Source organism: Flavobacterium petrolei (genome assembly GCF_003314435.2).
GTDB classification, from domain to species: domain Bacteria; phylum Bacteroidota; class Bacteroidia; order Flavobacteriales; family Flavobacteriaceae; genus Flavobacterium; species Flavobacterium petrolei.
Genome location: NZ_QNVY02000004.1, coordinates 1 through 14,793, shown reverse-complemented (window position 1 = coordinate 14,793; position 14,793 = coordinate 1). Strand labels below are relative to the sequence as shown.

General features: G+C 35.4%; 8 protein-coding genes. 1 reads left to right on the top strand and 7 read right to left on the bottom strand.

Annotated features, from left to right (window positions below; translation table 11 throughout):
* Positions 1–265 precede the first annotated feature (265 nt).
* The 4 genes from DR871_RS11915 to DR871_RS11900 all read right to left on the bottom strand — a co-directional run bounded on the left by DR871_RS11915 (position 266) and on the right by DR871_RS11900 (position 6,579).
* The gene (locus DR871_RS11915; RefSeq protein ID WP_113666683.1) at positions 266–1,696 is read right to left on the bottom strand and encodes a TolC family protein; all 1,431 of its coding nucleotides are present in this window, start codon (positions 1,694–1,696) and stop codon (positions 266–268) included.
* Positions 1,689–4,856: an efflux RND transporter permease subunit gene (locus DR871_RS11910; RefSeq protein WP_113666684.1), complete on the bottom strand. Its 3,168-nt coding sequence runs from the start codon at positions 4,854–4,856 to the stop codon at positions 1,689–1,691. The genes DR871_RS11915 and DR871_RS11910 overlap by 8 nt, the downstream gene beginning before the upstream one ends.
* Before the next feature lie 77 nt (positions 4,857–4,933).
* A complete protein-coding gene (locus tag DR871_RS11905) occupies positions 4,934–6,016 on the bottom strand; it encodes an efflux RND transporter periplasmic adaptor subunit (RefSeq protein ID WP_113666685.1) in 1,083 nt (360 codons plus the stop codon).
* 167 nt (positions 6,017–6,183) lie between these two features.
* Positions 6,184–6,579: a hypothetical protein gene (locus DR871_RS11900; RefSeq protein ID WP_113666686.1), complete on the bottom strand. Its 396-nt coding sequence runs from the start codon at positions 6,577–6,579 to the stop codon at positions 6,184–6,186.
* A 1,112-nt stretch (positions 6,580–7,691) separates the two neighbouring features.
* Between DR871_RS11900 and DR871_RS11895 the strand changes: the two genes are divergently transcribed.
* The gene (locus DR871_RS11895) at positions 7,692–8,489 is read left to right on the top strand and encodes a sulfite exporter TauE/SafE family protein (protein WP_113666687.1); all 798 of its coding nucleotides are present in this window, start codon (positions 7,692–7,694) and stop codon (positions 8,487–8,489) included.
* Between the two features lie 823 nt (positions 8,490–9,312).
* On the opposite strand, the gene DR871_RS11890 is transcribed toward DR871_RS11895, so the two are convergent.
* From DR871_RS11890 to DR871_RS11880, 3 genes are all read right to left on the bottom strand, one after another.
* Positions 9,313–11,259, bottom strand: a complete 1,947-nt coding sequence (locus DR871_RS11890; protein WP_113666688.1) for an OmpA family protein — start codon at positions 11,257–11,259, stop codon at positions 9,313–9,315.
* A gap of 15 nt (positions 11,260–11,274) precedes the next feature.
* On the bottom strand, positions 11,275–12,204 hold the full coding sequence (locus DR871_RS11885; RefSeq protein WP_113666689.1) for a PorP/SprF family type IX secretion system membrane protein: 930 nt from the start codon (positions 12,202–12,204) through the stop codon (positions 11,275–11,277).
* Between the two features lie 52 nt (positions 12,205–12,256).
* Positions 12,257–14,793: gliding motility-associated C-terminal domain-containing protein (locus DR871_RS11880; protein ID WP_129752543.1), on the bottom strand; the 2,537-nt coding region annotated here is incomplete at its 5' end.

Below are 14,793 nucleotides of genomic sequence, written 5' to 3'. Positions count from 1 at the left end.
AGTGAGCGTCGAACACTTTTTTATTTTAGTATAAAGTTAAAATCTAGGAGAGACACCTCATACCAGATAAAAATATAACTGTCATAAATTCTAAATTTTATTTTAATGGATGCTCAATGGATTTCGTAAAAAAGACAGTTCCCACGATAGCGGGATCAAAACTAAATTGAAATGGGTTCTTATAAAATAAAAAAAACAGTAGTGAACTTATGCTCACTACTGTTTAAAAATAATTATTGACGTACTCTTTTTTAGGAACCCGAATTTATTTCCATCCGCCACCTAAATCTCTGTAAACATGCACCACCGCGTTAAGTTGCGCTTTTTTGGTATCTATAAGTTCGAGTTTGGATTCCAAAGCATCACGTTGGGTCATCAAAACTTCAAAATAATCCACTCTGGCAGACTTAAATAAATCCCCTGCTACCGTAATCGAGCGGCTCAAAGCCTCTACTTGTTGCGCTTTCAATTCGTAACTTTTTTCCAAATTATTAATTTTAGAAAGCTGACTGGAAACCTCGAGATACGCGTTAAGAATTGTACGCTCATAGTTGTACAGCGCCTGAATTTGTCTGGCATTCGCAGATTTATACTCCGCTTTTATTGCATTTCGATTGATCAATGGTGCTGCAAAATCTCCTGCTAATGAATACAATAATGATTCTGGTAATGTAAACAAGTACGATGGTTTAAAAGCATTTACGCCTACCCTTGCACTAATATCTAATGAAGGATAAAACTCAGCACGAGCTACTTTTACATCTAGTTTTGCTGCCTCCAATTCCATTTCTGCTTGTTTAATATCGGGTCTGTTCGCCAATAATTGAGCAGGAATCCCAGAATGAATTACCGTAGGCAACACGCTAATAAAATTCGTTTTATCTCTCTTTATTTCCTGCGGGTATTGCGCTAACAAGAAATTAATTTTATTCTCAGTTTCTTTTATATTCTGGAGAATCTCAAACTCCATACTTTTGGAAGCCATAACCTCTGCCTGAAATTTCTGAACAGCCAACTCAGTTGTCCTAGCAGCTTCTTTCTGAATTTTCACAATTTCCAAAGCGGTGCTTTGCAAGGCAATATTCTGTTTTACAATATCTAATTGACTATCCAAAGCCCGCAATTCATAATACGAATCAGCAACTTCAGCAATAAGATTAGTGATTACGAAATTCTTTCCTTCAACCGTTGATAAATATCGACTTACGGCTGCTTTTTTAGAATTGCGCAATTTTTTCCAAATATCTACTTCCCAGTTGGCATAAGCGGCTATTTTCAAATCGCCCAATGGATCTGGCATTTCTAAGCCGGGTCGAATTTCAGTTGACGCATCTCCGGCGCCTTGGCTGGTATATCTTCCCACTTTTTCAATTCCTGCGCCTGCGCCAATACCTACTTTTGGCAAAAGAGCACCTTTTCGCACACGGATATCGTTTTTAGCAATTTCAATTTCCTGCAAAGTAATCTGTAATTCCTGATTGTTTTTTAAAGCAATTTCAATCAGGTTTACCAAATTAGGATCTTTAAAATAGGTTTGCCAAGGCGTCGCAGCTATGTTGGTAGTATCGGTGCTCTTGTCGAAAGATTCCGGAACTGCTTTGGTTTCAACCAACGGTGCTAAAGCAGGCGTACAACTTGCCACCGCCAGACAAATACCTAGCGGGACAATATATTTATAATTCTTTATTTTATACATGATTATCATCAAATTCTTCGGTTAATGGATTTTCTTTTTCATTTTTTACCAGTTTATATTTTTCAGCAATTTTGCCAAAAACATAATACAATCCGGGAATCACAAATACCCCGCATATAGTTCCTATCAGCATTCCTCCTGCTGCCGCTGTACCAATAGTTCTATTACCAATTTTACCCGGTCCAGAGGCAAATACTAATGGAATTAAACCTGCGATAAAAGCAAAAGAAGTCATCAAAATAGGACGAAATCTGGCTTTTGCTCCTTCCATTGCAGCTTCAAAAACTGATTTTCCAGCCGCATGCCTTTGAATGGCAAATTCGACAATCAGAACGGCATTTTTACCTAACAAACCAATAAGCATTACCATTGCCACTTGGGCATAAATATTGTTTTCTAATCCTGCTATTTTCAATAAAAGGAAAGCTCCAAAAATTCCCGCTGGTAAAGAAAGTATTACGGATAAAGGCAGTATAAAACTTTCGTATTGGGCTGCCAAAACCAAATACACAAATCCCAAACAAATCAGGAATACCCAAATGGCTTGATTTCCTTGTGCTACTTCATCGGCAGAAATTCCTGCCCAATCAATATCGTATCCTCTTGGTAATTTCTTGGCTGCTACTTCCTGAATCACTTTAATAGCTGTTCCGGAACTATATCCTGACGCAGCTCCACCACTAATTTCAGTAGAAGTGTACATATTATGTCGGGTGATTTCCGAAAGTCCATATACTTTTTCTAATTTCATAAAAGCGGAGAAAGGCACCATTTCATCCCGATTGTTCTTTACGTATAATTTCAAAATATCATCAGGTTGTGCACGATATTCCGGAGCAGCCTGAACGATTACTTTATAGTTGATTCCGTATTTAATGAAACTGATTTCGTAGTTACTTCCCACCAATGTGGACAAAGTATTCATTGCATTTTCGATGGAAACCCCTTTTTGCTGTGCTATATCATTATCAACTTTCATCATATATTGAGGAAAACTGGCGCTGAAGAAACTAAAAACATTCGTTAATTCTGGACGTTTGTTCAATTCCTCCACAAACTCTTTATTGACTTCTTCCAGTTTTTTGAAATCACTAGTGCCTGTTTTATCCAGCAAACGAAGTTCAAATCCTCCTGCTGCACCATACCCCGGAACTGCTGGTGGTTGGAAAAACTCTATGTTAGCTCCGGGAATATCTTTCGATTTTTCTTCGAGCTCTATCATTATCTCCTGTACAGATTCTTTTCGATCATCCCAATCTTTAAGATTAATCAAACAAGTTCCAGCATTTGCTCCAGTTCCTTCGGTCAAAATTTCGTAACCTGCTAATGACGAAACCGATTTTACACCATCAATTGTTTCAGCAATTTTCTGTAATTTCTCGGCAATATTATTGGTTCTTTCTAGTGAAGATCCCGGAGGTGTTTGAATAATGGCATAGAACATTCCCTGATCTTCATTTGGAATAAATCCAGAAGGAACAGTGCTACTAATCAGCCAAGTTCCAGCACAGAATCCCAGAAGTGCAATAAACGTAACTGTTCTTCTATTGACAATTTTACCCAATACATTTTGGTATTTGCCTTGAGCTAAATTGAACTTATCATTGAAACCATCAATAAATCGATTGATAGGCGTTTTCTTTTTTGGTTTTCCGTGATTGTTTTTTAACATCATTGCACAAAGTGCTGGTGTCAAAGTCAACGCTACAATTCCCGAAAGGATGATTGCAGTTGCCATCGTTATAGAAAATTGTCTGTAGAAAACTCCAACCGGACCCGACATAAATGCAACTGGAATAAATACCGCAGCCATCAGAAATGTAATCGCTATAATAGCTCCCGCAATTTCGTGCATTGCTTTTTTGGTCGCTTTTAGTGGCGAAAGATGTTCTTCTTCCATCTTGGCGTGAACGGCTTCGATCACTACAATGGCATCATCGACGACGACTCCAATGGCTAAAACCAAGGCGAATAGCGTAATTAAGTTCAATGAAATATCAAAGAAAGTCATAAAGGCAAAAGTTCCAATCAAAGAAACAGGCACCGCAATAGCGGGAATAACCGTAGAACGCCAATCTCCCAAGAAAAGAAACACCACTAATCCAACCAAGATAAAAGCTTCAACCAAAGTATGAACTACTTTTTCGATAGAAGCGTCCAGGAATTTAGAAACGTCATAAGAGATTTCATAATCCATTCCTTTTGGAAATTTCGTCTTAATTTTTTCTAGTTTAGTTTTTAAATCTTTTATAACCTGATTGGCATTCGATCCAAAAGATTGTTTCAGTATGATGGCTGCAGAAGGTTTTCCGTTCAAATTCGAATAAATATCATACATCGAACTACCAAATTCTACTTTTGCAATATCTTTCAAACGCAATAATTCTCCGTTACTATTGGATCGTACTACAATATTTCCGTACTGTTCCTTGGTGGTAAAACGACCCGAATATTTCAATACATATTCAAAAGCTTGTGAACGTTTACCAGAACTTTCTCCAGTTTTTCCTGGCGAAGCTTCTAAACTTTGACTGGATAAAGCTTCCATTACTTCTTCGGCAGAAATTTTATACGCCAACATACGGTCGGGTTTTAGCCAGATACGCATTGCATATTCACGTGTTCCTAAAATATCTCCAGAACCTACCCCATTTACCCTTTTCAATTCGGACAAAACATTGATATCAGCATAGTTGTATAAAAACTTCATATCGGTATTTTTGTCCGTACTATAAAGATTGACATACATCAACATACTCGGTACTTCTCGGGTAATTTTCACTCCTTCACGAACCACTAATGGTGGTAATTTATTGGTAACAGAAGCGACACGATTCTGAACATTAATCGCAGCCTGATTCGGATCGGTTCCTAAATTAAAAACTACTTGAATACTGGCTTCACCGTCATTTCCAGCATCAGAAGTCATATATTTCATTCCCGGAACTCCATTTAACGCTCTTTCTAGAGGAATGATAACAGATTTAATCATCAATTCTCCATTAGATCCAGGATAATCAGCGGTAATATTTACCATTGGTGGCGAAATGGAAGGAAACTGGGTAATCGGTAAATTAAGTACCGACAATACCCCTAAAAAGACAATTACAAGCGATATCACTATGGACAACACTGGTCTTTGTATGAATTTATTAAACATTTATTTATTTTTTAATGATTAAACCAAATTGAAGTTTAAATTTTGAGTTGCAAACTGTCACTGAATACTGGACACTTTTACTCTGCTTTTAATCGTAAATGAGTGATAACCTCTTTTGGCGATACATATTCGTATTTAATTTTGTCATCTTCTTTCACTTTCTGAACTCCTTCCAATAAAATTTTGTCATTAACAGTAATACCGCTGGCAATCACATATAAATCAGGGATTTCACCAGTAATGGTAATTTCTTTGGACTCGATTGCATTGTTTTTATTCACCACAAAAACATATTTTTTATCTTGAATTTCATAAGTTGCTTTCTGTGGAATTACAATAGCATTATTCAACGCAACAATCATTTGAACTTCTCCTGTTTCTCCATGTTTTAATAATTTATCCGTATTGGGAAATCGTGCTCTAAAAGCAATATTTCCTGTTTCATTATTAAATTCACTTTCTATAACTTCAACATTCCCTTTGAATTTAAAGACTTCGTTATTTGCTAAAAGCAGACTTACTTTAGTATTAGCTCTGTCTTTTATATGGGTTTGATAGTCCAAATATTCAGGTTCCGAAACATTAAAATAGGCAAACATTTGACTATTATCAGAAAGACTAGTTAATAATTCCCCTTCATCAATCAAGCTTCCTAATTTCAAGGGAATTCGGTCAATAGTTCCGGCAAATGGCGCTCTGATTTCAGTAAAAGATAAATGAAGTTTAGCTAAAGCCACTTCGGCTCTTGCCTGCTCCAATTTGGCTTGAGCCAAAGACTGTTCGTTTCTGGAAACTATATTTTTGTCGGCAAGGGTTTTGGCATTTTGTAATTCAATCTCAGCGCCTTTGGCTTCTGCTTGTGCCTTTAGTAATTCTGCCTGATACATTCCCGGCATAATTCTAAATAGTAGCTGACCTGCGTTTACATATTGTCCTTCATCTACATAGATGTTTTGTAAATATCCTTTTTCCTGAGCTCGGATTTCAATGTTTCGAACGGAACGAATTTGTGAAACATATTGTTTGGTAAACGAAGTATCAATTTTTATAGGATTGGTAACAATAAATTTTGTCTCTTCTTCTTTTTCTTCTTTTTTTGTTGTACAACTAGTTAGACACAACAAGGCAATCAAGCCCGTGAACACGAGTATTTTATTCATGATGTAAAATGGAAATTAAGCGATTAAATACATGGAATTGGGAATTCCTTAGACATAAAAAGTCATCAGTTTACAAAAAATATTGGAGCTGCAATACCATACATGAAAACGTAAAGCTTTCATAAAGTAAGCAACCTCAAAAATTTAGTAGCTGATTTCAGTATTAATCAAATTCTTAATACCTGCTGAATAATATAAATAGGATTTGACTGACCACAAAATGGTGCGAAGATTTTAAAATTCTTATTACAATGGTTTATAACAGACTGACAAGAAAATGTCTGATACCAAATTTTTAAAACGCCAAATTTTTCGGTGAAATTTTTATTTAAATTTTTGTCTTTGAGAGAATCGCTGTTGGAAAATTCCTCTTCTATATCAAATCCATCAGCATTAAACTTAACACTGCCTGAACTAGTGTTATCAATTTTTACTAGATCTGACTTTAAAAAACTAGAAGTTAGCGAGTTGTAAATAACATTGTCATGCGAAGCAGCATGTATATAATTTCCTCCGCTTTGCAGATAGAAAAACAAATATAGAAAAAATACAGTTACTCTCATTTGGAGGCCAAAAGTAATGAAAGTAATGAAAGAAAAAAACAATTTAAATTATGTTTAACATGTAAAAGAAAGCGAAAACGATTGCAACACCTTTATGAAAAAAAATTATGTGAAAAATGAATAGATTTCAACGCATTAGATACTTTTAAACATAGAATTTTTAGAGTTATATAAACAAATGGCGAACAATAAATAGCGATTTATAGGAAGCCCGAAACAATTGTATTCGTAAATATTCTTTCAAAGCGTTCTGTAAATTCAAAAAATCTTCTTTAAAACAGGACAACTATTTTCATGTTTATACTTTAATTATGTTTTAATTAGTATCTCGATTATTTCTTCAAATCCAAAACTTCAAATTACTTAATTGAGATATTTATATTTAAGTCCTAGAAATTTTGTCAAGCTACCGTCGACTCTCTAAAACAATGATCAGACAGCACATAAAGGTTTTCCATTGCTATTTAGAAAGAGGATTTTATGTTTATGAACCGACGTTTTACCTCTAAAACGTAAATCGTATTTTGTCCTGGCGGTCGATAGTTTTAAAAGATTCCCCCAAACGGTAATCGTATTCCTTTTTGTTCTGATACCCAAACGCATCTTTTATTTCAATCATGTGCTCTTCAATTGTCATCCCATTCTCTCCACCAAAAAACCTATAATCATTTGTTTACAGATTTTTATATCCCAAAATATCCGCAAAATTAAAGGTTAACAAGCAATTCTACTGCTATTGCTGCATTATAGATAATCTAATTTCTATTTCCAATAACACTAAATAGGATAAAATCGATTGATTAAAATGATCCATATTGATTTCCGACGCCAAAAAATCTTTCACTGTTAAACTGACAACCTCGGAATTGGAAACAAACTAATTTCTGAAATAACAAAAAAACTTTTATTTTAGCGTACTTTTATAAGTACAATCTTAAAAATTAAGATTAGTGTCTCATAATGTCATACCTCACGAGGAATTAAATGGGGTAAAAAAGATTATATAATTATACTCAAGCCATATTGATATTTAAAAAAATATTAGCTATGTGATAAATGTTACTGTAGCTAAAATTTAAACTGACAATATTTGCAGTATAAAATTTATAATTATGGAATATATAGGTTATTTTGCGTCAATCCTTATTGGCGTAGCATTAGGACTGATAGGTGGAGGTGGTTCCATTCTTACTGTGCCAGTCTTAGTTTATTTATTTGCAGTTGAACCAGTGCTTGCAACGGCATATTCGTTGTTTATTGTAGGTTTAACTAGTGCAGTGGGAAGTGTTGGCTATTTCAAAAAAGGGTTGGTAAATATCAAAACAGCAATTGTTTTTGGTATTCCATCCATCATCGCCGTATTTACCACACGAGCTTATATTGTTCCCGCAATACCTAAAGAAATATTTTCTACAGGAAGTTTCACACTGACGAAAGATCTTTTTTTAATGTTACTTTTTGCAGTAATAATGGTTATTGCATCTTATACAATGATTAAAAAAGACAAAAAAAATACCGTTGACGAAGCTGGAGAACAAAAATTTAATCATCCATTGATACTTATTGAAGGTTCAATTGTTGGAATAATCACCGGACTTGTAGGAGCCGGGGGTGGATTTTTGATAATTCCTGCTTTAGTTATTCTGAGCAAATTACCAATGAAAGAAGCTGTAGGAACATCACTTGTCATTATTGCCGCCAAATCATTAATAGGCTTTTTTGGAGAAGGTGGAGAAAGTATTATTGACTGGCAATTTCTATTCACCATTTCGGCATTTGCAATTATTGGAATTTTCATTGGGACTTCCTTATCCAAAAAGATTGATGGTACAAAACTAAAACCTGCTTTTGGTTGGTTTGTTTTGGTTATGGGAATTTATATCATCACCAAAGAACTTTTTCTGAAATAAACCCATTTGTGAGATAAGGAAGCAAATAGGTAAGAAAGAAAATTGATTGCTTTATTATTCTAAACATAAAAAATAATCAAGTTAGTAACAAATACCAATTTTGAACTGAGAAAAATACTGGTCTTCAAGTATCCTAAAAAATAATTCTTAAAACAAATAATAAAATATTAGAATCAATTATTCCTTTCAAAAAACATAATTATCAAACTGTATCTACATTGGTTGGTAAACTTATATCTGGTGCTATTATGATTATTCGTGTCTAAAATGATAGTAGTCAAAAGGATATGGTATGAATAAAAGCAGCTATAAATATTTTTTTTAAACCACAAGGTAGTCAAATTCGTTTCGGTTAATGAATTTACCCTTGATCGTTGATAGTAATTATTGAAGTTCCATTTAATTGAAATAAAATATAATGATTTTAGGGAACCTTGAAAAAAAAATTATTAATACTAACTTAATTAAAGATGATAACTAAATCTTGTAAATGAGTGAACATCGTACATCGGATGCTACAAACCCACTTAAATCAATGAAATGCTTTAAAGCTATTCACAAAATGATACAAGAAGCTTTGCGATTATAATTTATAATATATTGTCTAAAACTGCATATTAAATCCAAACCATTTAGAAATTGTTAGACTAATTATACCTTTTTAGATTCGAAGGGTAAAACATGATTTTTAGAAATGTTATTTCACTCATTAAAACTAAATAACATTATCATACTTGACTAATAATCTAAAAAAATACCCCCAAATAGCATCTAACTTTGTAGGGGTACTTTAGAAAATTTGATATTATCAATCTTAATTTTATTATTCCATTGTAACAATAATAAACTCACTACGTCTGTTCGCTTGGTGTTCATCTTCAGTACATTTCACTCCATCAACACATTTATTTACCAGTTGACTTTCACCGTATCCTTTTCCAGTTAATCTATCGGATGATACTCCATTTTTAATCAACCATTCAACAGTTGCTTTAGCTCTTCTATCCGATAACTTTTCATTGTATTTATTGGTTTGTCTGCTATCTGTGTGCGAACGTACATCTATTTTCATCTTCGGATTTGCTTCCATAACTGATAGTATTTTCTCTAGTTCAAATGCAGCATCTTTTCTAATAGCCGACTTGTCTAAATCAAAGTAGATGATTGGTATATTCAGCGTTTTGGCTAAATCAGTGCCAACACCTATTTCTTTAATACGTTTTTCTAATTGTAATGACAACTCTGTTTTACCAGTTCTATTTCGTACTATAACCTTTGCTTCTGTAGTTTCATACGCCATTTTGTCTGCTCTTACATAATATGTTTTACCACACAATGCTTCAAAATTATATCTCCCTGTTTCATCGCTTAAACTCTCTTTTACTAACTTAAATTCGTCATCGAACAAACTTACTTTTGCATCTGATAATTGCATTCCTGTTTCCTTATCTGTGATATTCCCCCACAACATTTGCTCGCAAGTCAGTTTTCGAAGTTCTGTAAATCTGTAAATATCATCATAGCCATTGCCGCCTTCTCTGTTCGATGTAAAAAAACCATTACGATTTTTACTATTGATTAAAAAAGCAAAATCATCTAGAGGCCCATTAATGGGTGAACCTACGTTTTGCACTTCTCCTAAAAGATTCGATTCCCCTATTTTTGAAACAAATATATCTAATCCTCCCAGTCCCGGGTGTCCATCACTTGCAAAGTACAATTCATTATCTTTGGCTATAAAAGGAAATGTTTCTCTACCTTCTGTATTAATCGATTTCCCTAAATTTTTTGGCGTTCCATAACTACCATCTGAGTTTATCGTCACACTAAACAAATCGGATTGTCCTAATGCTCCTGGCATGTCAGAAGCAAAGTATAAGATTTTCTCATCCAAACTCAAGGCAGGATGCGCTACACTATATTCATTACTATTGAAAGGCAATTCTATTACATTTTGCCACTTTCCAGCCTCGAACGTAGCCTTATATAATTTTAATAAAACTATTCTATTCGAACTTTTTTGCTTTTTTCCATCTAGATAATTGTTTCTGGTAAAATACATTGTTTTCTCGTCTCGTGTAAATATCGGAGTTGATTCATGGAATTTAGAGTTAATACTTTTATCAAAACGAATTACTTTTCCCATCTCTCCATCTGGCTTTATTTCCGAAAAATACAAATTGGTAAATGATTTATTATTCCATTTGAACACTTTCTTTGCAACTCCACCTGTATCTCTTGCTGATGCAAACACCAAATTATCTTTCAAAAAAGAACTTCCATAATCAGAATATTCTGAATTAATTCCTGCATCCGCTACTTCAAAACGACCCGAATTCGCTTTTATGTCCTCTAGATAATTTTTTTGCTCTAAATACAGTTTTCCTCTCTGATCATTGCCAGATCGCTTATTAAACTCTTCCAACATCGTATCGGATTTGGAATAATTACCTACTGCTTTTAGTGTTTGGGAATAGCGGTAATAATACTCTGTCTCCTGGTCGTTATTCATGGCAAAGAGTTCAGTGTACCATTTCTCTGCTTTGACAAGATTAGCTGTGAAATAATAAGCATTACCCAATTTTTGAAACATTTTCTCATCCTTGTATCCTTTTGAGGCAACATGCTCATACGTAGAAATGGCATCTACATACGAATAGTTTTCATATTTTTTATCGGCTGATGCTACTTTGGCTTTCTGGCTATATCCTGACAATGTCAACAGTAGCAATACCGTACTGTAACTATAAAATATTTTTCTTATTTTCATAATGCTCTACGTTATTTAGAAGAATCTTGGAGAAATTATTTTGGTGTAGTTATTGAACAATTCATATCGCAAAAAGATTTCATGAGAACCTGAATTGTAATTGGCTAGTCGCGTGGTTTCTAAGTCATAGCCATACCCTATAAACCATGAATCAGTTACTTGAAAGCCTACCATAGCACTTACTGCAGCGCTCCATCGGTATGCTACACCCCCAACAAACTTATCATTAAAAATGAAATTTGTTGACAAGTCTACCTGCAAAGGAGCTCCCTGAACATACTTAGTTAATAATGATGGTTTGAATTTTACATTGTAACTTAAATCAAAAACATGCCCCGCTATTAAATACAAATTAATATTTTCTTTGGCAACATGACTATTTGCACCTGTAGCAGCGTATCGATCAAAATGCTTAGTCTCCAGTAAATATGGAGCCGATAAACCAACATAGGATTTATCCGAATGCAAATAAAAACCAACCCCAATATTAGGAGAAAATTTATTATCAATATTAGTCTGAAAAGCGTAATCATTCTGATCATATTGACTCAATCTATTAAAATCTACATTCAACAAATTTGCCGATGCTTTTATTCCGAAAGATAGTTTATAATTATCTGATGTATTTATGCTGTAAGAAAAATCAATGGCGAGATTATTTTCGTCAGATGGTCCAATTTTGTCATTTATTATTGACACACCTAATCCTATATTACTATTATTGATGGGAGTATTCATCGAAGCAGTATTGGTTATGGGTGCACCATCTAATCCTACCCATTGTGTTCGATGGAGTGCAAAAGCACTCAATGACCCCCTAGAACCAGCATAACCAGGATTTATGTTAATTGTATTATACATGTACTGGGTAAACTGAGCATCTTGTTGTCCGTATCCCGATAGAAAAACTAACAGAAAAACAAAACTTACTATCTTTATTCTCATCTCTATATTTTTTTTTAATTCTTAAGGATTTTTACAGTTTATTTCTTTCCATTTATATATTTATATATAAATAACCGGCTTTTTCCTGTTGCTTATTATCTTGATCTTTATACTTGAAGATATAATAGTAAGTTCCTACAGGTAACGCCTCCTTTTTATTAACCGTTACTCTACCTTCAGATATACCAATAAACGCCTTATCTTCATTATTGTAACCGTTTCTTTCAAATACCAAAACACCCCAACGATTATATATTTCTACTGTATTCTCAGGATAACATTCTATTCCATCAATTCTTAATATGTCATTATTACCATCACCATTTGGTGATACAGCATTGAATATTTTTATAGAACAGGCTGGTTCAACAATTGGTTCATCCTCTAATATGGTAATTACAGTATTGGAGTTAGTTTCTACTAAAACTAATTGAGGAGTCAATCCGGTAACTATAGCCTGGTTAGTAACTTTTCCAAAATTAATATCCAATTGTGTTATTGTGTAAACTGCTGAATAAGCACCACTATTAACTTCTGTTAAACCTAAGGATGCAACAGCACTTCCTGTAATTACCAAACCTGGTAAAGAATCACTGATAGTTACATTATTTAGAACAGTGTTTCCAGTGTTAGTGATTATAAAAGTATAACTTATAGTCTCACCTACCTGAGCAAACCCATCCCCATTTTCATCATTAAATACTCCCGCTTTTAATACGCTTAAATTTGGAGAATCATCATTATCCACTATCGTTCCTGTAGCACTTACTGCACCATTGTTGATTGTGAAGGTCTCATCCAACTCGTCAATTGTATCTTGAGTCGTTGGTACACTTACTGTTCCTGTGGTTGCCCCTGCTGGTACAATCACTGTGACAGTTGTTGTGGTGTAATCTGAAGCACCTGCTGTTCCATTGGTGAACGTGAAGGTATACGTCGTATCTACTGCACTTGGGTTGCTCAATGCAAAGTCAAACACTACTGCTGCTCCTTCTGTCGCGCTTGATGCTGTGATTCCGGTTACTGTCGGTGCATTGTCATTGTCCACTATCGTTCCTGTAGCACTTACTGCTCCATTGTTGATGGTGAAAGTCTCATCTGCTTCGTCAATAGTATCTTGAGTTGTTGGTACACTTACTGTTCCTGTGGTTGCACCTGCTGGTACGGTTACCGTTACATCCGTTGTCGTGTAATCTAAATCACCCGCTGTTCCATTGGTCAACGTGAAAGTATAGGTCGTAGCTACTGCACTTGGGTTGCTCAACGTAAAGTTGAATGACACATTTGATCCTTCTGTCGCGCTTGCTGGTGTGATTCCGGTTACTGTTGGTGCATTGTCATTGTCCACTATCGTTCCTGTAGCACTTACTGCTCCATTGTTGATCGTGAACGTTTCATCTGCTTCGTCAATAGTATCTTGGGTCGTTGGTACACTTACTGTTCCGGTGGTTGCCCCTGCTGGTACGGTTACTGTTACATCCGTTGTGGTGTAATCTGAAGTACCCGCTGTTCCATTGGTTAACGTGAACGTATATGTCGTAGCTACTGCACTTGGGTTGCTCAATGCAAAGTCAAACACTACTGCTGCTCCTTCTGTCGCGCTTGAAGCTGTGATTCCGGTTACCACTGGCGCATTGTCATTATCTTCAATTGTTCCTATAGCCGTATCGGTTGTAGCTCCAACTGTTCCTGTAGTACTGGTAATCGCTACAGTGAATGTTTCATCTAATTCGTCAATAGCATCTTGCGTTGTAGGTACCGTTGCAGTAGCTGTAGTAGCTCCCGCTAAGAACGTTACCGTTACTGGAGTGGTTGTGTAATCTCCGTTAGTTGTAGTTCCGTTGGTAAATCCTAAAGTAACCGTGATGTCTGTAGCCGAAGGGTTGCTCAAAGTAACAGCGAAACTCAAGTTGCCACCTTCTGTGATACTCGCATCTGCGATAGTTACCACTGGCGCATTATCATTATCTTCAATTGTTCCTATAGCCGTATCGGTTGTTGCTCCAACTGTTCCTGTAGTGCTAGTAATCGCTACAGTGAATGTTTCATCTAATTCGTCAATAGCATCTTGCGTTGTAGGTACCGTTGCAGTAGCTGTAGTAGCTCCCGCTAAGAACGTTACTACTACTGGTGTCGTGGTGTAATCTCCGTTAGTTGTAGTTCCGTTGGTAAATCCTAAAGTAACCGTGATGTCTGTAGCCGAAGGGTTACTCAAAGTAACAGCGAAACTCAAGTTGCCACCTTCTGTGATACTCGCATCTGCGATAGTTACCACTGGCGCATTATCATTATCTTCAATTGTTCCTATAGCCGTATCGGTTGTAGCTCCAACTGTTCCTGTAGTGCTAGTAATCGCTACAGTGAATGTTTCATTTAATTCGTCAATAGCATCTTGCCTTGTAGGTACCGTTGCAGTAGCTGTAGTAGCTCCCGCTAAGAACGTTACCGTTACTGGAGTGGTGGTGTAATCTCCGTTAGTTGTAGTTCCGTTGGTAAATCCTAAAGTAACCGTGATGTCTGTAGCCGAAGGGTTGCTCAAAGTAACAGCGAAACTCAAGTTGCCACCTTCTGTGATACTAGCATCTGCGA